Source organism: Paenibacillus sp. FSL H7-0357 (assembly GCF_000758525.1).
Lineage (GTDB): Bacteria > Bacillota > Bacilli > Paenibacillales > Paenibacillaceae > Paenibacillus_AQ.
Genome location: NZ_CP009241.1, coordinates 692257 through 713550 on the forward strand (window position 1 = coordinate 692257; position 21294 = coordinate 713550).

Annotated in this window: 16 protein-coding genes, 3 rRNA genes and 3 riboswitches; of the genes, 17 read left to right on the plus strand and 2 right to left on the minus strand. The window is 51.5% G+C overall.

Translation table 11 applies throughout. From position 1 onward, the window contains the following. Window positions 1–40: 40 nt before the first annotated feature. From H70357_RS03080 to H70357_RS03115, 8 genes are all read left to right on the plus strand, one after another. Window positions 41–1021, plus strand: a complete 981-nt coding sequence (locus H70357_RS03080) for a glycosyltransferase family 2 protein (RefSeq protein ID WP_038585635.1) — start codon at window positions 41–43, stop codon at window positions 1019–1021. Further along, window positions 1011–1415, plus strand: a complete 405-nt coding sequence (locus H70357_RS03085; RefSeq protein ID WP_038585638.1) for a GtrA family protein — start codon at window positions 1011–1013, stop codon at window positions 1413–1415. The genes H70357_RS03080 and H70357_RS03085 overlap by 11 nt, the downstream gene beginning before the upstream one ends. A gap of 96 nt (window positions 1416–1511) precedes the next feature. Then, window positions 1512–2117: a class D sortase gene (locus H70357_RS03090; RefSeq protein ID WP_231578372.1), complete on the plus strand. Its 606-nt coding sequence runs from the start codon at window positions 1512–1514 to the stop codon at window positions 2115–2117. A 121-nt stretch (window positions 2118–2238) separates the two neighbouring features. Beyond that, a riboswitch (cyclic di-GMP riboswitch) is annotated at window positions 2239–2320 on the plus strand. A gap of 73 nt (window positions 2321–2393) precedes the next feature. Continuing rightward, a riboswitch (cyclic di-GMP riboswitch) is annotated at window positions 2394–2476 on the plus strand. Window positions 2477–2489: 13 nt separating this feature from the next. Next, window positions 2490–3296 (plus strand): transglutaminase-like domain-containing protein, encoded by an 807-nt coding sequence (locus tag H70357_RS03095; RefSeq protein WP_038585644.1) that lies wholly within the window; start codon window positions 2490–2492, stop codon window positions 3294–3296. 361 nt (window positions 3297–3657) lie between these two features. Continuing rightward, window positions 3658–5213, plus strand: a 16S ribosomal RNA gene (locus H70357_RS03100). A gap of 246 nt (window positions 5214–5459) precedes the next feature. Continuing rightward, window positions 5460–8386: ribosomal RNA gene (locus H70357_RS03105) — 23S ribosomal RNA — on the plus strand. A gap of 76 nt (window positions 8387–8462) precedes the next feature. After that, window positions 8463–8579: ribosomal RNA gene (gene rrf, locus H70357_RS03110) — 5S ribosomal RNA — on the plus strand. The 16S, 23S and 5S rRNA genes sit together here, the layout of an rRNA operon. 262 nt (window positions 8580–8841) lie before the next feature. Next, a complete protein-coding gene (locus H70357_RS03115) occupies window positions 8842–9597 on the plus strand; it encodes an acyl-[acyl-carrier-protein] thioesterase (RefSeq protein WP_052091791.1) in 756 nt (251 codons plus the stop codon). Between the two features lie 99 nt (window positions 9598–9696). On the opposite strand, the gene H70357_RS03120 is transcribed toward H70357_RS03115, so the two are convergent. Both H70357_RS03120 and tsaA read right to left on the minus strand, forming a co-directional pair. After that, window positions 9697–10632: an AraC family transcriptional regulator gene (locus H70357_RS03120; protein ID WP_038585646.1), complete on the minus strand. Its 936-nt coding sequence runs from the start codon at window positions 10630–10632 to the stop codon at window positions 9697–9699. A gap of 67 nt (window positions 10633–10699) precedes the next feature. Further along, on the minus strand, window positions 10700–11143 hold the full coding sequence (gene tsaA, locus H70357_RS03125; protein ID WP_052091792.1) for a tRNA (N6-threonylcarbamoyladenosine(37)-N6)-methyltransferase TrmO: 444 nt from the start codon (window positions 11141–11143) through the stop codon (window positions 10700–10702). 128 nt (window positions 11144–11271) lie between these two features. Here tsaA and H70357_RS03130 point away from each other — a divergent pair, with 128 nt between their 5' ends. The 9 genes from H70357_RS03130 to purS all read left to right on the plus strand — a co-directional run bounded on the left by H70357_RS03130 (window position 11272) and on the right by purS (window position 21293). Continuing rightward, window positions 11272–13410 carry a DNA topoisomerase III gene (locus H70357_RS03130; RefSeq protein WP_038585649.1) on the plus strand — a complete coding sequence of 713 codons (2139 nt, stop codon included), beginning with the start codon at window positions 11272–11274 and terminating at the stop codon, window positions 13408–13410. 190 nt (window positions 13411–13600) lie between these two features. Then, on the plus strand, window positions 13601–14884 hold the full coding sequence (locus tag H70357_RS03135) for an MFS transporter (protein ID WP_052091793.1): 1284 nt from the start codon (window positions 13601–13603) through the stop codon (window positions 14882–14884). A gap of 80 nt (window positions 14885–14964) precedes the next feature. Beyond that, the gene (locus tag H70357_RS03140; RefSeq protein WP_038585652.1) at window positions 14965–15228 is read left to right on the plus strand and encodes a DUF1294 domain-containing protein; all 264 of its coding nucleotides are present in this window, start codon (window positions 14965–14967) and stop codon (window positions 15226–15228) included. A 52-nt stretch (window positions 15229–15280) separates the two neighbouring features. Continuing rightward, a complete protein-coding gene (locus H70357_RS03145; RefSeq protein WP_038585655.1) occupies window positions 15281–15715 on the plus strand; it encodes a universal stress protein in 435 nt (144 codons plus the stop codon). Window positions 15716–15880: 165 nt separating this feature from the next. Further along, a riboswitch (purine riboswitch) is annotated at window positions 15881–15982 on the plus strand. A 247-nt stretch (window positions 15983–16229) separates the two neighbouring features. Then, the gene (purE, locus tag H70357_RS03155) at window positions 16230–16715 is read left to right on the plus strand and encodes a 5-(carboxyamino)imidazole ribonucleotide mutase (protein WP_038585661.1); all 486 of its coding nucleotides are present in this window, start codon (window positions 16230–16232) and stop codon (window positions 16713–16715) included. Window positions 16716–16879: 164 nt separating this feature from the next. After that, window positions 16880–18139 (plus strand): 5-(carboxyamino)imidazole ribonucleotide synthase, encoded by a 1260-nt coding sequence (locus H70357_RS03160; RefSeq protein ID WP_052092430.1) that lies wholly within the window; start codon window positions 16880–16882, stop codon window positions 18137–18139. A 6-nt stretch (window positions 18140–18145) separates the two neighbouring features. After that, window positions 18146–19441, plus strand: coding sequence for an adenylosuccinate lyase (gene purB / locus H70357_RS03165; protein ID WP_038585664.1), 1296 nt, complete (start codon window positions 18146–18148; stop codon window positions 19439–19441). A 415-nt stretch (window positions 19442–19856) separates the two neighbouring features. Next, complete coding sequence (locus H70357_RS03170) at window positions 19857–20747, plus strand: phosphoribosylaminoimidazolesuccinocarboxamide synthase (RefSeq protein ID WP_038585666.1); 891 nt, start codon at window positions 19857–19859, stop codon at window positions 20745–20747. 300 nt (window positions 20748–21047) lie between these two features. Then, on the plus strand, window positions 21048–21293 hold the full coding sequence (gene purS, locus H70357_RS03175; protein ID WP_019913657.1) for a phosphoribosylformylglycinamidine synthase subunit PurS: 246 nt from the start codon (window positions 21048–21050) through the stop codon (window positions 21291–21293). The last annotated feature ends 1 nt before the right edge of the window (window position 21294 follow it).

A 21294-nucleotide genomic window follows, 5' to 3' on the forward strand; every position in this document is an offset into this window, starting at 1 on the left:
GGGAGCGCGTAGTGCTACAAAACTTTTAGGAGGAACAAAGGTGAAAGCCAGATACAGTGTAATTGTCCCCATGTACAATGAGGAAGAAGTTATTCAATATACGTATGAGCGGCTTAAGAAAGTCATGGACGAATGCGGTGATACCTATGAACTGATCTTCGTTAATGACGGGAGCCGGGATCGCACAGCTGAGATCATGAGTGGAATCAGCAGCAGCGACGAGCATGTTAAGCTGATTGACTTCTCCCGTAACTTCGGTCATCAGGTCGCGATTACGGCCGGAATGGACTATGCGCAAGGCCAGGCTGTTGTGGTGATTGACGCGGATCTTCAAGATCCGCCCGAGGTCATTTTGCAGATGATTGCCAAGTGGAAAGAGGGCTATGAGGTAGTTTACGCCAAACGGCTGAAACGGCATGGGGAGACTATTTTCAAGAAAGTGACCGCCAAGCTCTTTTACCGTCTGCTCAGCAGCATGACCAGTGTGGAGATTCCCACCGATACAGGCGACTTCCGGCTCATCGACCGTAAAGTATGCGATGTGCTGCGTGGTCTCAAAGAGAAAAACCGCTATGTCAGAGGTTTGGTGAGCTGGGTCGGCTTCCGGCAGACGATGGTGGAATATGTGCGGGAGGAACGTTTTGCAGGTGAAACCAAATACCCGCTGAAGAAAATGATCCGGTTTGCGGTTGACGGCATCACCTCATTTTCACATAAGCCGCTGAAAATAGCCTCATATGTAGGCTTCTTTCTCTCCTTCTCCAGCTTTGTGTATCTGTTCTTTGTATTGTTCCAGAGAATCTTTTTTACCTCATGGACGGTTCCGGGCTGGGCTTCCATCGTCGGTGTGAATTTGTTGTTTAACGGCATCGTGCTGATGCTGCTTGGCGTAATAGGTGAATATATTGGACGGATATATGATGAATCCAAGGATAGACCGCTGTACATCGTGCGTGAGACCAAGGGTTACCGGGGCGGAGAGCATGAGGAGCGGCAAGAGGACAATGATTATGGCAGATAGGAAGCTGAATGCGGGATTTATCCAGTTTTTAAAATTTAATGCTGTAGGCTTACTGAATACGCTGATTGATTTCGCCGTATTTACCTTGCTGCATTCTCTGGGTATGATGAACACCCCGGCACAGATTATTTCTTATAGCGCAGGGACAGCGAACAGTTTTTTTTGGAACAAGAAGGTGACCTTTAAGGATAAGAGTCAGGCTAGCAAGGACAGTTTTGACCGTATGCAATTAGTCCGATTCATCATACTGAACCTGGTTGTACTGGGGATATCAGTGCTGCTGATGCATCTGCTAACGGACAAATTTGGAGTTCAGGTGCTGATTTCCAAAGTGCTGGTTACGTTCGTCACCGTCATCATCAATTTCTTTGGCAGCCGTAAATGGGTATTTTAAGTCAAATGTTGGGCCGTGGAGTTTCTTTATCTTAAAGATCGGGGGGATTTGATGCGTAAGTTTTCCTATTTGATCATAATTGCAGGAGTTCTAGTCATGCTGTATCCAAAAGCGAGCGAATGGTATAACGACCGGCAGCAAGAGAAGCTGCTGAAGGAGGCTGAACAGGCTTATAGTGAGCTGGCCCCTTCGTCAGAGCCCGATCTGAAAAAACAGTACGCCGAGGTCACTGCACTGCTGGCAGAAGAATCAGCTGGGGATGAACCAGTGCAGGCTGCCGAACCGGCAGAGCAGGAAATAGAGGTCGGCGGCAAAGTGACCGGAATTATCACAATCGACAAAATCGATTTGAAATTGCCCATATTGGAAGGGGCGACCAAAGCCAACATGAAGCATGCCGCAGCCCATATGAAGGAAACCGCTCCAATCGGTGAAATAGGCAATGCTGCCATAGCTGCACACAGGTCTAGGACTACAGGGAGATTATTCAACAGACTGAACGAAGTAAAGGTCGGAGATACCATTTCCGTCAAGACAAGCGATCAGGAGTATAAATACGAGGTTTATGATATCTCGATTGTTGAGCCTACGGATGTGTCTGTACTGAACGGGAATAAACAAGATAAGATCCTTACCCTCATTACGTGTGATCCTTTGGTAAATCCGACCCATCGACTGATTATCCACGCTAAAGCGGTTTGAAGTAAGAGAACAGATCATAAAATGCGAAAATTATAAAAATTTAAATGAATTAAGTAGAAATCTAGTGATTTAGGTCTTGTAACTAGGCATTAATATGATACTATATAACTATAAAAGCTAAACACGATAACGGCAAACCTATCGAAAGGTAGGGACGCAAAGCTAAAGGGCCTTCCCTGTAAGGATGGCAGCCAGCTACCGAATGAAGAGGCTTTTTTTGTTTGTTCTTAAGATGAATCTAGTATATTCCAATAGTAGTAGGAACAGATAAAGCTTAAACGATAACGGCAAACCTATCGAAAGGTAGGGACGCAAAGCTAAAGGGCCTTCCCGGGTATGGATGGCAGCCAGCTACCGAAAGGGGTTTTATCCATGAAGAAGTTCTATTATATGTTCTTGACCTTGTTCGTCCTGGTTACTTCTGTTCAAGTAAGCACAGCTAACGCATCCAGCGTAGAGTCGGGCTGGTTAAATACATCGCAATTGAGCCAAGGGGTTGTCCAAGTTTCCTATGATGTTCCCAAGGACAAACGTATCAAGCTCATGATTACTAAAGACAACAAGAGCTACTCTTATAACTTATATGCCTCCAAAGCTACAGAAACGTTTCCACTGCAGCAGGGGAATGGCGCTTATAAAGTGTCAGTCCTAGAGAACACCAGCGGCAACAAATACAAAGTGCTTTCTTCCGAAACCGTAGACCTGAGCATGAGCAACACCAACGCCGTATATTTGAGTTCCGTACAGAATGTGAAATGGAATTCTTCCGATAAAGCAGTACTGAAAGCTAAGCAGCTTACGCAAGGGCTGACCACTGATGAAGCAAAGGTACAAGCTATCTATAATTACATCGTGGCGAATGTAAAGTACGACTACACCTTGGCGGCTAATGTTACGCAGGATTATATCCCGAACAACGACAACACACTCGCTAGTAAGAAAGGGATTTGCTACGATTATGCATCTTTGTTCGCCACTATGCTCCGCAGTGAAGGGATTCCGACAAAGCTGGTAATGGGCAATACGAGTTATGTATCTGTATATCATGCCTGGAATGAAGTATTGCTTAACGGCAAATGGGTAACGATCGATACGACAGTGGACGCCGGATTAGGTAAGAACAAAGAAACAGGCTTCACCAAAGCGTCGAGCAAATATACAGCAGCTAAGATCTACTAATCCTGTAGAATGATGATTACTCTAAGATAACCGGCTTAATATTTAAGCCGGTTATCTTTTTTTGTTTAAGGGGTTGCTTTTTTATATTGATGTGGGGTATTATAGGTAAGCGTTGTTAGAGCGCACCCAAGTAAATAAGGAATGGCTGAAAAGTTGTTTCAAAAAAAAGCTTGCGTTTCTAAATCAAACGTGATATATTATAAGAGTTGCTGGTGACGAGATAATCGACACTGACAACGAGCTTGATCTTTGAAAACTGAACAACGAGTGAGTATGGAAATCACGCAAGTGAGATCCAAAATTAGAGAATGTAAATTCTCGTCAGATGTTTCAAATTGAGCAATCGCTCTTTCTAAATACCAATTTGGAGAGTTTGATCCTGGCTCAGGACGAACGCTGGCGGCGTGCCTAATACATGCAAGTCGAGCGGAGTTATGAAGGAGCTTGCTCCGGATTAACTTAGCGGCGGACGGGTGAGTAACACGTAGGCAACCTACCTCTTTGACTGGGATAACTACCGGAAACGGTAGCTAATACCGGATAATTCCTTTGTTCACATGGACGAAGGATGAAAGGCGGAGCAATCTGCTACAAGGAGATGGGCCTGCGGCGCATTAGCTAGTTGGTGGGGTAACGGCTCACCAAGGCGACGATGCGTAGCCGACCTGAGAGGGTGAACGGCCACACTGGGACTGAGACACGGCCCAGACTCCTACGGGAGGCAGCAGTAGGGAATCTTCCGCAATGGGCGAAAGCCTGACGGAGCAACGCCGCGTGAGTGATGAAGGTTTTCGGATCGTAAAGCTCTGTTGCCAGGGAAGAACGTCCGGTAGAGTAACTGCTACCGGAGTGACGGTACCTGAGAAGAAAGCCCCGGCTAACTACGTGCCAGCAGCCGCGGTAATACGTAGGGGGCAAGCGTTGTCCGGAATTATTGGGCGTAAAGCGCGCGCAGGCGGCTATTTAAGTCTGGTGTTTAAACCTTGGGCTCAACCTGAGGTCGCACTGGAAACTGGGTGGCTTGAGTACAGAAGAGGAAAGTGGAATTCCACGTGTAGCGGTGAAATGCGTAGATATGTGGAGGAACACCAGTGGCGAAGGCGACTTTCTGGGCTGTAACTGACGCTGAGGCGCGAAAGCGTGGGGAGCAAACAGGATTAGATACCCTGGTAGTCCACGCCGTAAACGATGAGTGCTAGGTGTTAGGGGTTTCGATACCCTTGGTGCCGAAGTTAACACAGTAAGCACTCCGCCTGGGGAGTACGGTCGCAAGACTGAAACTCAAAGGAATTGACGGGGACCCGCACAAGCAGTGGAGTATGTGGTTTAATTCGAAGCAACGCGAAGAACCTTACCAGGTCTTGACATCCCTCTGAATCCACTAGAGATAGTGGCGGCCTTCGGGACAGAGGAGACAGGTGGTGCATGGTTGTCGTCAGCTCGTGTCGTGAGATGTTGGGTTAAGTCCCGCAACGAGCGCAACCCTTGACTTTAGTTGCCAGCAGGTTAAGCTGGGCACTCTAGAGTGACTGCCGGTGACAAACCGGAGGAAGGTGGGGATGACGTCAAATCATCATGCCCCTTATGACCTGGGCTACACACGTACTACAATGGCCGGTACAACGGGAAGCGAAGCCGCGAGGTGGAGCCAATCCCAGCAAAGCCGGTCTCAGTTCGGATTGCAGGCTGCAACTCGCCTGCATGAAGTCGGAATTGCTAGTAATCGCGGATCAGCATGCCGCGGTGAATACGTTCCCGGGTCTTGTACACACCGCCCGTCACACCACGAGAGTTTACAACACCCGAAGTCGGTGGGGTAACCCGCAAGGGAGCCAGCCGCCGAAGGTGGGGTAGATGATTGGGGTGAAGTCGTAACAAGGTAGCCGTATCGGAAGGTGCGGCTGGATCACCTCCTTTCTATGGAGAATCGTCACCTGCAACGGTGACATTCAAATCGGAAGCTTAGCTTCCAAAACTCAGGTTTAGGCCTGTTACTCACTCGTTGGTCAGTTTTGAGAGTTTAAGCTCTCAAGTAACACCTTGATCCTTGAAAACTGGATACCGAAACGAATTTGCGTTTTAGAACATTCCTTTAAGCTGAACTTGTGTAAACAAGTTTGTATTATAGCGATGCTAGCGATTTTCCTTCTGGAAAAACGCATTGGTTAAGCTAATAAGAGCACACGGAGGATGCCTAGGCGCCAGGAGCCGACGAAGGACGTGGCGAACAACGAAACTGCCTCGGGGAGCTGTAAGCAAGCTTTGATCCGGGGGTGTCCGAATGGGGAAACCCAGCTGTGGTAATTCGCAGTTACTTCTCTCTGAATACATAGGGGAGATAGAGGCAGACCAGGGGAACTGAAACATCTAAGTACCCTGAGGAAGAGAAAACAATAGTGATTCCGTCAGTAGCGGCGAGCGAACGCGGAACAGCCTAAACCAAGGGGCTTGCCTCTTGGGGTTGTGGGACGTCTCACATGGAGTTACAAAGGAATATGGTAGGTGAAGAGGTCTGGAAAGGCCCGCGATAGAGGTAAAAGCCCTGTAACCTAAACTGTGTTCTCTCCGAGACGGATCCCGAGTAGTGCGGGGCACGTGAAACCCCGTATGAATCCAGCAGGACCATCTGCTAAGGCTAAATACTACCTGGCGACCGATAGTGAAACAGTACCGTGAGGGAAAGGTGAAAAGCACCCCGGAAGGGGAGTGAAATAGAACCTGAAACCGTGTGCTTACAAAAAGTCAGAGCCCTATTAATGGGTGATGGCGTGCCTTTTGTAGAATGAACCGGCGAGTTACGTTTAACATGCAAGGTTAAGGTGAGAAGCCGGAGCCGCAGCGAAAGCGAGTCTGAATAGGGCGATTGAGTATGTGGACGTAGACCCGAAACCGTGTGATCTACCCCTGTCCAGGGTGAAGGTGCGGTAACACGCACTGGAGGCCCGAACCCACGTATGTTGAAAAATGCGGGGATGAGGTGGGGGTAGCGGAGAAATTCCAATCGAACTCGGAGATAGCTGGTTCTCCCCGAAATAGCTTTAGGGCTAGCCTCGGTGAATGGAGTGGTGGAGGTAGAGCACTGATTGGGTGCGGGGCCCGCAAGGGTTACCAAGCTCAGTCAAACTCCGAATGCCATTAACTTCTTGCCGGGAGTCAGACAGTGAGTGCTAAGATCCATTGTCAAAAGGGAAACAGCCCAGACCATCAGCTAAGGTCCCCAAGTGTGTGTTAAGTGGGAAAGGATGTGGAGTTGCACAGACAACCAGGATGTTGGCTTAGAAGCAGCCACCATTGAAAGAGTGCGTAATAGCTCACTGGTCGAGTGACTCTGCGCCGAAAATGTAACGGGGCTAAACACACCACCGAAGCTATGGCTAGATGCTTTGCATCTGGGGTAGGGGAGCGTTGTATGCAGGTTGAAGGTGTACCGTAAGGAGCGCTGGACAGCATACAAGTGAGAATGCCGGTATGAGTAACGAAAAGATCAGTGAGAATCTGATCCGCCGAAAGCCCAAGGTTTCCTGAGGAAGGCTCGTCCGCTCAGGGTAAGTCGGGACCTAAGGCGAGGCCGAAAGGCGTAGTCGAAGGACAACAGTTTGAAATTACTGTACCACCGTAATCCGCTATGAGCGATGGGGTGACGCAGGAGGGTAGTGACGCGGACTGATGGATGTCCGTCTAAGCAGTGAGGCTGGTGTGTAGGCAAATCCGCACACCGTTAAGGCTGGGCTGTGATGGGGAGCGAAAATTATAGTAGCGAAGGTCATGATCTCACACTGCCAAGAAAAGCCTCTAGCCAGGAGAAGGTGCCCGTACCGCAAACCGACACAGGTAGGCGAGAAGAGAATTCTAAGGCGCGCGGAAGAACTCTCGTTAAGGAACTCGGCAAAATGACCCCGTAACTTCGGGAGAAGGGGTGCCTCGGTAGGGTGAATAGCCCGAGGGGGCCGCAGTGAAAAGGCCCAAGCGACTGTTTAGCAAAAACACAGGTCTGTGCGAAGCCGCAAGGCGAAGTATACGGGCTGACGCCTGCCCGGTGCTGGAAGGTTAAGGGGAGCGGTTAGGAGTAATCCGAAGCTGTGAACCGAAGCCCCAGTAAACGGCGGCCGTAACTATAACGGTCCTAAGGTAGCGAAATTCCTTGTCAGGTAAATTCTGACCCGCACGAATGGCGTAACGACTTGGGCGCTGTCTCAACGAGAGATCCGGTGAAATTTTAATACCTGTGAAGATGCAGGTTACCCGCGACAAGACGGAAAGACCCCATGGAGCTTTACTGCAGCTTGATATTGAATTTGGGTACGATCTGTACAGGATAGGTGGGAGCCGTAGAGGCAGGAGCGCAAGCTTCTGCGGAGGCGCCGTTGGGATACCACCCTGATCGTATCTAGGTTCTAACCTGGTACCCTAATCGGGTACGGGGACCGTGTCAGGCGGGCAGTTTGACTGGGGCGGTCGCCTCCTAAAGAGTAACGGAGGCGTTCAAAGGTTCCCTCAGAATGGTTGGAAATCATTCGAAGAGTGCAAAGGCATAAGGGAGCTTGACTGCGAGACCAACAAGTCGAGCAGGGACGAAAGTCGGACTTAGTGATCCGGTGGTACCGCATGGAAGGGCCATCGCTCAACGGATAAAAGCTACCCTGGGGATAACAGGCTTATCTCCCCCAAGAGTCCACATCGACGGGGAGGTTTGGCACCTCGATGTCGGCTCATCGCATCCTGGGGCTGAAGTAGGTCCCAAGGGTTGGGCTGTTCGCCCATTAAAGCGGTACGCGAGCTGGGTTCAGAACGTCGTGAGACAGTTCGGTCCCTATCTGTCGTGGGCGCAGGAAATTTGAGAGGAGCTGTCCTTAGTACGAGAGGACCGGGATGGACGTACCGCTGGTGCATCAGTTGTTCCGCCAGGAGCATGGCTGAGTAGCTACGTACGGACGGGATAAGCGCTGAAAGCATCTAAGCGTGAAGCCCCCCTCAAGATGAGATTTCCCAATTAGTAAGACCCCTTGAAGACGACGAGGTAGATAGGTTGGAGGTGGAAGTGCAGCAATGCATGGAGCTGACCAATACTAATCGGTCGAGGGCTTATCCAACAGTAAGACGCAGATTCGTTTCGGATTCAGTTTTCAGGAATTAAGGTTCCTGAAGCATTTACGCTGTAAATGCCCGTTTGGTGGCGATAGCGGAGGGGTTCCACGCGTACCCATCCCGAACACGACCGTTAAGCCCTCCAGCGCCGATGGTACTTGGACCGAAGGGTCCTGGGAGAGTAGGACGCCGCCAAGCACACAAAGCCATTGTTGAGTTTCTCAACAGTGGCTTTTTTGTTGCCTTTTGCGTTAAGATTTAACTGCTGGCTATTGAATGTGGATAGGATAGGGGATAAAGTGAATAGAAGAAAAACTTGTCCACATGTGGATAAGAATCATGAAATATACAATGAATCAAAAGTACTCCCCAATTAATGTGGATAGTATTGAGTATTTGTGGATATATGTGACTTTTAATGTTGATAATAGGGAGCTTCGCGAGCAAAGGGGATATTTCAGTGGATAATACAGACGATCTTGTGTGGATAGAAAGATTTGTAGTTCAAGCCAGCGATACGGATTACCGTTCCCAGGCTAAGCTGTCTTTTATTCTGGAAATGATGCAGCGTACGGCTGACTCAGCGGTAAGTGCACTTGGCCTCAGTCTTGAACAGATGCTGGAGGCAGGGATGGGCTGGATGATGATCACTCTTGATCTGGAGTTTAAACGTATCCCCCGGCTGAATGATGAGTTGACAGTGCGCACATGGAGTAAAGGGACCAAAGGAGCCATGTGGCAGCGTGACTACCGTATTTATGATAAGGAGCATACAGAGGTAGCCATGGCGCGTTCAATCTGGGCGCTTGTGGATACGGAGAAGCGTAAGCTGCTGCGGCCATCGGCTCTTCCCATATCAGTACTGCATTATGAAGGTGATTCGGTTGGCAGTATTCCAGATAAGGTAACCATTCCTCAGGACATCTCCATGGAACAAGCCTACCAGTATCAGGTCAGATACAGTGGTCTGGACAGCAATAATCATTTGAATAATGCACGTTATGGTGATTTGTGCTGCGATGCTTTGTCTCTGGAGGAATGGGGTGTGAAGGAACTGAAGCGGTTCCGGATTACTTATGTACAGGAGGCAAAATATGGGGATGAGCTGATGATTGTGCGGTCACAGCTAACAAGTGAAGGTGCATTTGTTCAGGGAAAGCTGGAGCAGGCCATATCATTTGCAGCTTGTCTGGAACTTGGTGAAGAAGCACGTTAACGGAAATACATATAGGAATTATACTTGAGGGGCAACTATCCGAGACTTAGAATCCCTATACAAATGTCCGTGTCTGCTTAGCAGATACGGACATTTGTGTTATACCAGTTCCAAGGGAACATAAATCTCGCTTATTGAATTTTTGTCATCCGGGCCCAGATATTGCTCGCCATAATATTCGAATTCGTAAGGCAGGGAAAGCCGGTATTCGCTTTTTGGAAGCCAAGTCTCATAAATATATTTGTAGGTATAAGAGACATCCTTCGACAACCCTTTATGTATGAACTTTAAATAGGTGGCTGCAGGCAAGGTATACATAGGAAAATCCGCTGATAGTTGCGCTTGTTCAGAGGCGGAATGGCGATAAGAGGTTTGAGTTACGGCATATTGACGACGGCCCGATATCTCTGGCTGAGGGTAAAGCTCGCAAGCACATATAAAGGAAACCCCGCTGTTTTCAAAATCGTCAGCCCAGTAGCCCACTTGATAATACCGTTCGGGAAGCCTGCGGCCGTGCAGACTGGGCACTCTGGTGAACAGCTGGGACCAGGCTTCGGAGATTACAGAATAGTCAGCGATAACATTCACAATAGGTCCCTTGAGAGTAATTTCATCTAGCTTTACGATCTGCGGAGGCGTTCCTTGAACTACAGGCAAATGAAGCAGGTCCTGTTCGTGAAGCCGGTGCAGCAGTGGAAGCAGAGGATTATTTCGTTTATTGCGGACCTGCGTCGGTGTGGTATGAAGCAACCTTTTAAAAGCCCTGGTGAAGGTCTCGTAGTCGTTAAAATAATAATCCAGTGCAATGTCCTGGAAAGAACGCTCCGGCCATCGTTTAAGATCCTTGGCAGCCTCGGTAATTTTGCGTCTGGCTATATAATCCCCCGGTGTTATCCCCGTAATGGCCTGGAATAAACGAATGAAATGATACAGAGAATAGCCGGTTCTCCTGGAGAGGGCAGTGACAGACAATGGAGATTTCAGTTCAGCTTCAATATGGTCCAAAGCCTGGACGACGAGCTGGTAATTGTTCATGTCTACCCCCTCAGGAATTAATGGAATAAAATGTAAGTTGCTGCAGTTGAGCAGCTATCAGCACTAATTAATCAGCTACCCAGTCTCCCCAGCCGGCGGCCCATTCAGGGACAGTGACATCTTTGACGCGGTCCGTACTGGGAAAGTAAGCCTTGATATCGAGGATTGGCGTACCAGGGTAAGCATCCAGTCCGGCAACCTCGACAATGCCCGATTCCATATCGACAGACACTATGGCAGCTACACTAAGGCCTAAAGGATTGGGGCGGACAGGAGAGCGGGAGGCAAAAACTCCACTTAAAGGTGCCTCATATGGAGGCTGAACCTGCGTAGTTTGCCGGAAGTGGTCATCTGCAAACTCATGAATCCACCAAAGGATCTGGCAATGGCTGAAATTTTGCAGGCCTTTCAAGGCAGGGTGAAATTCAGGTTTAAGCTCAAGACGCAGATTGTCAGGCTGCCCGGCAACCACACCTACTGGTATGACATTATACACTTCTTGCTTGGACATTTACTGTGACTCCTTTCGGATAACGGATACAGCCTATTGTATAATGTGGAGGTGGAATTCAGCCTGACGATATTTGCGGTCTTTTAGATCATGGTATAATAGGTTGTTGGCAAGGAAGGGAGAGAATTATGAAGGTATTGGTATTGGCGGAAAAGCCGTCGGTTGCGCGTGAGATTGCCCGGGTGCTGGGTTGCGGGAATAAACAGAAGAGTTATATTGAAGGTCCGAAATATGTAGTTACCTGGGCTTTAGGGCATTTGGTCGGTCTGGCAGAACCTGAAGACTATAACAATAAATTTGCTTCTTGGGCATTGGAGGATTTGCCGATTCTGCCGGAGAAGGCCAAACTGAAGGTGCTGCGTGAGACAAGCCAGCAGTATAAGGCTGTGCAGCAGCTGATGAAACGCCAGGATATCGACGAACTGATCGTTGCAACGGATGCAGCGCGGGAAGGGGAGCTTCTGGCCCGCTGGATCATGAATATGGCCGGCTGGAAAAAGCCGTTCCGGCGTCTCTGGATTTCTTCGCAGACGGATAAGGCGATCAAAGAGGGATTTGCGTCACTGCGTCCGGGCCGGGATTTTGACCGTCTGTATGAATCGGCGCGCTGCCGTGCAGAGGCGGATTGGATGATTGGTCTTAACGTTACCCGTGCTTTAACCTGCAAGTTCGGTGCTCCGCTGTCGGCTGGCCGTGTGCAGACACCCACGCTCGGCATGATCATGGACCGGGAGAACGAAATTACAGGCTTCCGTTCCCAGGAGTATGAGATGTTGACCGCAGATTTCGGGAATTTCCAGGCGGGTTGGCGTGCTCCGGGCGGGGATGGCCGGATTTTTGACAAGGAGAAGACAGCGAAGCTCAATGACAAGCTTACCGGCCGAAGCGGGCGTATCGCCAAGGTGCAAAAAAGCGAGAAAAGCGAGCCGCATCCACTGGCTTATGATCTCACCGAGCTGCAGAGAGATGCCAACCGCAAGTTCGGCTTCTCGGCAAAACAAACATCCAGTGTGCTGCAGCGTCTATACGAGCAGCATAAGCTGGTCACTTATCCGCGTACGGACAGCCGTTATCTAACTTCGGATATGACGGGGACGTTAAAGGAACGGCTGGACAGCATCGCTGTCGGACCCTATGCGGCATTGGCACGGCCGCTGCTGCGTAAACCGCTGCCCATTACAAAGCGGATAGTAGATGACAGCAAGGTGAGCGATCACCATGCCATTATTCCTACGGAGCAGACAGTGCTCTTAAATCTGCTTAGTGCGGAAGAGCGTAAGCTCTATGATCTGATCGTGCGGCGATTTATCAGCCTGTTCTATCCGCCGGCCCGTTATGACGCGGTGGCCGTCACGGTAAGCGTGGAAGGCGAGAGCTTTCATGTGAAAGGCACCACGGTAAAGGACGCAGGCTGGCGTGAGGTATACGGCGGTGATATGAGCAATGACGACGAAGAAGACAATATAGCCGATGAGCCTGCGGCAAGCAGTGTGAAGCTGCCGGAGCTGCGTGAAGGTGAGGCCGTTAAGGTTCTGCGCTGTGTGATCCGTCCAGGTCGGACACAGCCGCCCAAACGGTATAACGAGGCTTCGCTGCTGACTCAGATGGAGAAGCATGGCCTCGGAACACCCGCAACCCGGGCCGATATCATTGAGAAGCTGGTCAGCTCGGATACTATCGAGCGGCAAGGGAATTCTCTTCACCCGACAGGCAAAGGGAAGCAGTTGATTGAACTAGTCTCGGCACAGCTGCGCACGCCGGAGCTGACTGCGCGCTGGGAGGCCGAGCTGGAGAAGATTGCCCGCGGACAAGGGCGGCCCGAACCTTTTCTGCAAGGCATCCGCAGTATGGCGCAGGAACTCGTATCCGGCGTCAAGAGCAGCGGCGCAGAATACAAGCCGCATAATGTCTCCAGCAGCCATTGTCCTGAATGTGGGACAAGAATGCTGGAGAAGAAGACCAAAAAGGGCAAGCTGCTGGTCTGCCCTGCTGATGACTGCGGCTATACCCGTGCCGGAGAGAAACGGCTTTCGAATCGCCGTTGTCCGCAGTGCCATAAGAAAATGGAGCTTAAAGAAGGCAAGGCGGGCCTCTATGTGCAGTGTCTGGGCTGCGGAATAACAGAGACAATGGATAAGGATCACAAGCATATCAATAAACGTGAGCAGCAGAAGCTCGTGCAGCAGTACAGCAAACCTGAAAGCGTAGGCTCGAATCTGGGTGAGCTGCTCAAAGCGGCAATGGAGGCCAAACAGAAGGGGAATTAAGCTTAATAACCTCTGTGAAGCGGACATTCAACCATAAATTAAAAACCTAAATAAGTCTGCCGGAGTTCCCGGCAGGCTTATTTAGGTTAAGAAGGACCTGTCAAACAAAAGACAGATATGTTTTACTAAGAAGATCGGCAAAAGAGCAGGAGCAACTCTAAAAAATGAATAAGCAGGTGGTAAAGTGACAATGCCTAAGCAAAAAGAAAACGGGGCCCAGTCGGTAGAAGGTTCAAAGACCAGGGAAAGCAGCCGGTTCTTCTTCCTGGTCATCGTCTTTATGTTCTGGTTCTCTTCATATATTTATGTTCCGGTGCTCTCTCCCTACGTGGAGCATCTCGGAGCTTCGTATGTTATGGTCGGCTCAGTGCTGGGGATATACGGTCTGATGCAGATTCTGTTCCGGCTGCCGATCGGAATCGGCTCGGATTATTTGAACCGGCGGCGGCCGTTCATTTATCTGGGGCTGATCGCCAGCGGCGCAAGCTGCCTGCTGTTTATGGCGGGAGCGCATCCGGGCTGGGCACTGGCGGCTCGTGCCGTATCCGGAATAGCAGCCTCCGCCTGGGTAGTGTACTCGGTGATGTTTGCCGGCTATTTTCCGAAAGAGGAAGCGGGAAAAGCGATGGGCATGCTGCAGTTCACCACGGTCATCGCCCAGTTGATGGGCATGCTGCAGTTCACCACGGTCATCGCCCAGTTGATGAGCATGATGATCAGCGGCTACATGGTGGAGCACTGGGGCTGGAATGCCCCGTTTGTTATCGGCGGGCTTGTGGCGATAGCGGCTCTGGTACTCGCCCTTCGTCTGCCGGAACAGCAGCAGGAGAGGCGGGAGAACGCGATCCAGCTTAAGGACCTTGCTGCGGTAATTAAAGAACCGCTGCTGGTCAAAGTCTCGCTGTTATCCGTGCTGGCGCACTGTGTGCTCTTTATTACAATGTTCGGCTATACTCCGAACCAGGCGCTGGACATCGGTGCTAGCAAGGAAAGCTTAGGCTGGCTGACTCTGGCATTCATGCTGCCCCATGCCGTTGCGACACTCTACGGTTCCCGTCTATTTGGCAGGCTGCTTGGCGACCGTGGGACACTGCTGCTGGGTTTTGCCGGAAGCGCGCTGTTCACGCTGCTGATTCCTTCAATGCCGACGCTTGCCGCCTTGTGTGCGACACAAATCGGGAACGGCTTTATGCAGGGACTTATTTTTCCGCTGCTGCTTGGCAAATCGGTATCGGGAGTGGCGCCTTTTAAACGGGCAACTGCGATGGGCTTCTATCAGGCGGTGTATGCGATCGGCATGTCAGGAGGGCCATTTGTGGCGGGGTGGATGAGCTCTGCTTATGGCTTAAGCGGCGGATTCTGGCTGGGAGGGATCGCGGCAGCACTTGCTGCCGTATTATCCTGGGTATGGATTACGGATGCTGGCGGGTCCCGTGAAAGAACAGGAAAGCAAGGGCGTATACGTGGCAGGTAATGTGAGGATTATTGGTTTTTTGCCGGAAAGGGTACTATAATATGAAGTAGATAGGGTAAGAGGGAGGAGAGCCGGAAGGAATGGTCAAGGGTGTGTTGCTGTGGTTTGCACTAATTAATATTATCGGGTATGTGGTAATGTCCGAGGACAAGAACAAGGCCCGCACAAGGCGGGAACGCGTACCTGAGAAGACGCTTTTTCTGCTGGCATTTATGGGCGGTGCGCTGGGTGTGCTGACTGCCATGTACCGCAAGCGCCACAAGACGCGGCATACTTCTTTCAGGATCGGAATTCCGCTGCTGTTGCTGCTTAATATCCTGCTGTATGGGTACTTTTTAAGGTAAGCTTTTTTGAATTACGTTATGGCTACACAAAACAGAAAAAGAGGTGGCGTACATGTTATTCTCAAAAATTTTGCTCGCCTATGACGGTTCCAAGGCATCCAATCAGGCATTGGAGCGTGCGATCGAGCTGGCTAAGGTAACTCCGGGTTCATCTCTTTACGTTGTACACGCATTTGAATTCCCGCGCTTTTTTATCGGGGAAGCTCTTGCGCCTCTACCTGCTTCTGTAAACAAAGATTACTATGATCTGGCGGTGCAGACCACAGAAGAAGTGAAGAGCCGGCTTGAAGCGGAAGGACTGAATGCTACGGTGGAGCTGCTGCAAGGATCTCCTGCAGAAGTGATCTTGAATTATTCCAAGGAGCATGATGTGGATGTTATTGTAATCGGCAGCCGCGGACTTGGCGGAATACGTGAATTTGTTCTGGGCAGCGTAAGCCATAATGTGGTGCAGAGCGCCCGTATTCCGGTATTGGTCGTAAAATAATAGATTTTATTCCGGGAGGAGCACAGAGGTGTTCCCCCCTTTTTCTTTAGTTTCCCTGCCCAATTAGCCAAGAACAGGAATTGGAATTTGCCAAAAAGCGAACGATTTAACGTGTAAATTTTACAATGTTCGTGTTTAAGTTGACATGAAGTGTAGGCCATTGTTAAACTGAACCTATGAAGAGCTCGTATAAAACCGGGGATAAGGCCCGGAAGTTTCTACCCGGCAACCGTAAATTTCCGGACTACGAGGAAATAGGATGACTAGAATGGCCATCAGCGCCGCCCCGGGGATATTAGGGCAGTGCACTATGTGCTTGTCCCTGTATGCTCTGCCGAGGCGGAGACAGATGGAGCAGTCCCTCCTGATTCCTGCAGTAGTCTGGGTCCACCCGCAGCAGAATGCGTTTGGAATCCGGGCTTTTTTTTTCGGAATTATGGGAAACTTGCGAGAAATGGGACAAACTTAAAGCAGATAAGAGTATCTATATCGGGAACGGAAGGTAGGTTGAGTCATGTCTGTGCAAGTTGGGGTTATTATGGGCAGCAAATCCGACTGGGAAACGATGGAGCATGCCTGTGCGGTGCTGGAAGAGCTGGGTGTGCCTTACGAGAAAAAAGTGATTTCCGCACACCGTACACCGGATCTGATGTTCCGCTATGCGGAGGAAGCGGCGGGCCGCGGACTTCGCGTCATTATCGCCGGAGCAGGCGGCGCGGCGCATCTGCCGGGTATGGTGGCAGCGAAGACGGTGCTGCCCGTTATCGGTGTTCCGGTGCAGTCCAAGGCGCTTAACGGTCTGGACTCACTGCTCTCCATTGTGCAGATGCCAGGCGGCATTCCGGTGGCGACAGTAGCCATTGGCCGTGCCGGGGCCATCAATGCAGGGCTGCTCGCGGCGCAGATAATCGGCGCGTTCGAGCCAGAGGTGCAGAGCCGGGTGCAGCAGCGGCGCGAAGCTACAGAGCGCGAAGTGCTGGAAAGCAGCGACACCTTATGAAACCGGAAGAGCTGAAGCCGGACGGTTTGGAAGTGAGCACGACGCGGGACGGGAGACAGTCGCGGGGCGAAGCAGCGGATGGCCTGGATGTCCTGACACAGCAGGGACAGGCTGGACAGCGGGGCGAAGAGAATGGCCTGGAAGCTCAAGGCCAGGAGGCTGCGGTGTCCTACGTCGCCGCACCGGGTGGAGACAGGCCCCGGACGCTGCGCCCCGGTGCAACCATCGGCGTGCTGGGCGGCGGCCAGCTCGGGCGGATGATGGCGCTGGCCGGCAGCGCCATGGGTTATCGCTTCGTGGCGCTGGACCCGGCGCCGGATGCGCCCTGCGGGCAGGTGACGCCGCAGATTCACGCGGCGTACAACGACCGGGACGCGGCGCGGGAGCTGGCGCGCCGCTCGGACGTGATCACGTACGAGTTCGAGAACGTCGATGCGGGCGTGGCCGCGCTGCTGACGGCAGAGTCGTACGTGCCCCAGGGCAGCGCGCTGCTGTACACCACGCAGCACCGGCTGCGTGAGAAAGCGGCCATCGAGGCGGCAGGCGTGCCCGTTGCCCCGTACCGCAAGGTCGGCAGCCTGGCGGAGCTGAACACCGCGGCCGCCGACCTGGGCCTGCCCTGTGTGCTGAAGACAGCCACAGGGGGGTATGACGGCAAGGGACAAGCCGTCATCCGCCGGCCGGAAGAGCTGGAAGCAGCCTTCCGGCAGGTCGCGCCGGGAGCTGGCGGAGCGCAGGAGGCGCCGCAAGCTGGCGGAACAGACAGCTTCACCGATTCCGCAGCCTCAGCCGGAAACGTTATGCCGGAGCTGGTGCTGGAGAAATTCGTTGCTTTTAGCTGCGAAATCTCCGTCATTGCTGCCCGCAGCGCATCCGGTGAGGTCAAGAGCTTTCCGCCTGCCGAGAACATTCATGTGAACAACATCCTGCATCTGTCGATTGTGCCTGCCCGTGTGCCGGAGGAGATTCAGCAGAGAGCCTGCGAGCTTGCCGAGCGGCTGGTGTCCGGACTGAATGCCGTCGGACTGCTGGCGGTAGAGATGTTCGTGACGGACGACGGAGAATTGTTCGTCAATGAACTGGCTCCGCGCCCGCATAATTCAGGGCATTACACGATGGACGCCTGCGTCACCTCGCAGTTCGAGCAGCATGTCCGGGCGATCTGCAACTTGCCGCTCGGCGATACCTCGCTTTTGACTCCTGTAGTCATGGTGAATGTGCTTGGGCAGCATCTGGACGGGGCAGTGGAGCGGATTAGTGAGATGGACGAAGCAGCAAACCAGCTGGGGATTTCGCCCAAGCTTCATATATATGGCAAGACTGAGAGCAAGACCGGCCGCAAGATGGGCCATATCAACCTGCTCTGCAAGGACACCAGAGACGGCTTGTCCTGGGTGGAGCAAACTAACCTTTGGAGGAACTGACAAGATATGATCGAACGATACAGCAGACCTGAGATGCGGGCCATTTGGACCGAAGAAAATAAATTCAATGCATGGCTCGAAGTGGAAATATGTGCGTGCGAAGCCTGGGCGGAGCTGGGAGTTATTCCGCAGGAAGACGCCGCTAAGCTGCGCAAGGACGCCAAGTTTGATATTGAACGCATCAACGAGATTGAACTTGAAACCCGTCATGACGTGATCGCCTTTACCCGTGCCGTATCCGAAAGCCTTGGCGCGGAGCGCAAATGGGTGCATTACGGATTAACCTCCACGGATGTTGTTGATACGGCGCTGGGTTACCTGCTGCGCCAGGCGAACGAAATTCTGGAGCAGGACATCATTAACTTCATCGAAATTCTTAAGGATAAAGCGGTAGCTTACAAGGATACGCCGATGATGGGACGCACACATGGCGTTCACGCTGAGCCGACGACCTTTGGACTCAAGATGGCACTGTGGTATGAGGAAATGAAACGCAACCTGGAGCGCTTCCGCCATGCTGCGAACGGCGTGCAGTTCGGTAAAATCTCCGGCGCGGTCGGCACTTATGCCAACATCGACCCGTTCGTGGAAGAGTTCGTCTGCCGCAAGCTGGGTACCAGCCCGGCACCGATCTCCACGCAGACCCTGCAGCGTGACCGCCATGCCGAATATATGGCTGCGCTGGCGCTGGTCGCCACTTCGCTGGACAAGTTCGCCACCGAGATCCGCGCGCTGCAAAAGAGTGAAATCCGCGAGGTGGAAGAGGCTTTTGCCAAAGGTCAAAAAGGCTCCTCCGCCATGCCGCATAAACGCAATCCGATTGGCTGCGAGAATATTTCCGGCCTGTCGCGCGTCATTCGCGGCCATATGGTTACTGCTTATGAGAATGTACCGCTGTGGCATGAACGCGACATCTCGCACTCTTCGGTGGAACGGATTATCCTGCCGGATGCGACCATGCTGCTCAACTATATGCTGAACCGTTTCGGCAACATCGTGAAGAACCTGACCGTGTTCCCGGAAAATATGAAGCGCAACATGAACCGGACCTTCGGCGTGCCGTTCTCCGGCCGTATCCTGACCAAGCTGATCGACAAGGGCTTCAGCCGCGAGCAGGCTTACGATACCGTTCAGCCGCGTGCGATGCAGGCTTGGGAAGAGCAAACCCAGTTCCGCGACATCGTCGAAGCCACACCTGAAATCACCGCTGTCCTTAGCCCGGAAGAGATCGAAGATGCATTCAATCCTACATGGCACCTTAAGCATGTCGACACTATCTTCCGTAAGCTGGAGCTTATCTAATAAAAGGTAAGTTATTGGTGAACGGAGGAGCTGGAGAATAATACGAGCGGGAGCACTAGGCAGTTTTTCTATACTGAGAAGCGGAGCTACAGGGAGAATGAAATAAGCACTTGGGGTAAAGAGGAACGGAGAGAAATTTTGGAACTGTAGAAGCGTCAGCGTTCGCCTGAAAGCTTTCCGTAGGAAAGCTCGCTTCGGAAGCATGAGCTATGGTCAGATTTCTACCGCAGCTTGCGGTTAAATCAGAGAAATATGACCATAACAGCGATCGGAAGTCCAAATATTTCTTGCAGTGAACCTATTAACCAGAGGAAGTATTACAAATTTCTGTTGGTCCAGATCGAAGGAAATAAAACGTCCCAGTGCTTTTTGCTCAAGATATTAGCAAGATCATTTGGTCAAGGGAGGAAAGGTCATGACACACCCTGCCGTATCCACGGCTGTGGATCTCGTAAATGCACCGCTGCTCTATAAAGGAAAGGTTCGCGAATTGTATGACTTGGGGGAACAGACTCTGATTGTCGTTACGGACCGGATCTCCGCGTTCGACTATGTGCTTGATCCGGCGGTGCCGGAGAAAGGCAATGTGCTGAACCGGCTCAGCGCTTTCTGGTTTGGCAAGACGAAGGACCTGATGGAGAACCATGTCGTGCATATTGATGTGGACCAGCTGGGAGATATCGCACGCGACAGAGAGGCGCTCAAGAACCGGATCATGGTTGTCCGCAAAGCAGAGCGCATTGATATCGAATGTGTCGTGCGCGGCTGCATCACCGGCGGGGGCTGGCGGCAGTACCAGGAGACCGGGAAAGTTAACGGTATTGAACTACCCCAAGGCCTGCGTAAAAATGCCGTACTGGCCCAGCCGATTTTCACCCCTGCGGCCAAAAATGATGTAGGCCATGATGAGGATATCCCTTTTGAGCAGATGCAGGAGCTGATCGGTGCCGACCTGGCGCTTGAGCTGAAGGAGAAAAGCCTGAAGCTGTTCGCTTTTGCCAAAGAATACTGTGAAGAGCGAGGTATCATCCTAGCGGATTGCAAGTTTGAGTTCGGTTTGCTGGACGGCAAGGTGATTCTGATCGACGAGATTTTCACCCCGGATGCTTCCCGCTTCTGGGCCAAAGATAAATACAGTCTGGATATTGAAATCGACAGCATGGACAAGGAGCCTGTCCGGACGTATCTTGCCGCATCCTCCTGGGACAAGAACAGCACGCCGGACCCGCTGCCGCTTGAAGTCGTGGAAGAGACGAGCCGCCGTTATCTGGACATCTATCATCGCCTTACCGGCAAGTCTTTATAGTTTATTAACTTGGCCAGCTGTAGTGTGTCCGCTAGTTGCATTCTCTGCAGTTATTTTGAGCAAAATCGCCGCTGGCTGCCTTTTAAATGTATCTGGTACAACTAAATCAGGCGAACAAGCCTGGAACGGCGGTTGTTTCAAAATATAGCTGTATGGAATGCAATTAAAGTGGGTTTTGCCCGAAATAAAAGGAATTTAGCTGTACAGAATGCAGTTATCTCAATATTAAACTCAGGTACATCCGTGTTCTTGTTGATTGCCCATTGAGGCCCATAAAATTTTAGGAGGAACTACAAGCGTATGTTAAAAGCGACAGTCTATGTCACCATCAAGAAAAGCGTGCTCGATCCCCAAGGTGTAGCGGTGCAAGGAGCGTTGCATTCGGTAGGGTTCCAGGAAGTTGAAAGTCTGCGCATCGGCAAATATATGGAGCTTACCCTCGACACAGATAACCGCGCCGAAGCGGAAGGACGCCTCAAGGAAATGTGCGAAAAGCTGCTGGCCAACACGGTGATCGAGGATTACCGCTACGAATTGGAGGACTAAA

Coding starts and splice junctions, on each gene's coding strand:
- H70357_RS03085 (WP_038585638.1), top strand. CDS start 1,011: ATGGCAGATAGGAAGCTGAATGCGGGATTTATCCAGTTTTTAAAATTT.
- H70357_RS03090 (WP_231578372.1), top strand. CDS start 1,512: ATGCTGTATCCAAAAGCGAGCGAATGGTATAACGACCGGCAGCAAGAG.
- H70357_RS03095 (WP_038585644.1), top strand. CDS start 2,490: ATGAAGAAGTTCTATTATATGTTCTTGACCTTGTTCGTCCTGGTTACT.
- H70357_RS03120 (WP_038585646.1), bottom strand. CDS start 10,632: ATGAACAATTACCAGCTCGTCGTCCAGGCTTTGGACCATATTGAAGCT.
- tsaA (WP_052091792.1), bottom strand. CDS start 11,143: ATGTCCAAGCAAGAAGTGTATAATGTCATACCAGTAGGTGTGGTTGCC.
- H70357_RS03130 (WP_038585649.1), top strand. CDS start 11,272: ATGAAGGTATTGGTATTGGCGGAAAAGCCGTCGGTTGCGCGTGAGATT.
- H70357_RS03135 (WP_052091793.1), top strand. CDS start 13,601: ATGCCTAAGCAAAAAGAAAACGGGGCCCAGTCGGTAGAAGGTTCAAAG.
- H70357_RS03140 (WP_038585652.1), top strand. CDS start 14,965: ATGGTCAAGGGTGTGTTGCTGTGGTTTGCACTAATTAATATTATCGGG.
- H70357_RS03145 (WP_038585655.1), top strand. CDS start 15,281: ATGTTATTCTCAAAAATTTTGCTCGCCTATGACGGTTCCAAGGCATCC.
- purE (WP_038585661.1), top strand. CDS start 16,230: ATGTCTGTGCAAGTTGGGGTTATTATGGGCAGCAAATCCGACTGGGAA.
- purB (WP_038585664.1), top strand. CDS start 18,146: ATGATCGAACGATACAGCAGACCTGAGATGCGGGCCATTTGGACCGAA.
- H70357_RS03170 (WP_038585666.1), top strand. CDS start 19,857: ATGACACACCCTGCCGTATCCACGGCTGTGGATCTCGTAAATGCACCG.
- purS (WP_019913657.1), top strand. CDS start 21,048: ATGTTAAAAGCGACAGTCTATGTCACCATCAAGAAAAGCGTGCTCGAT.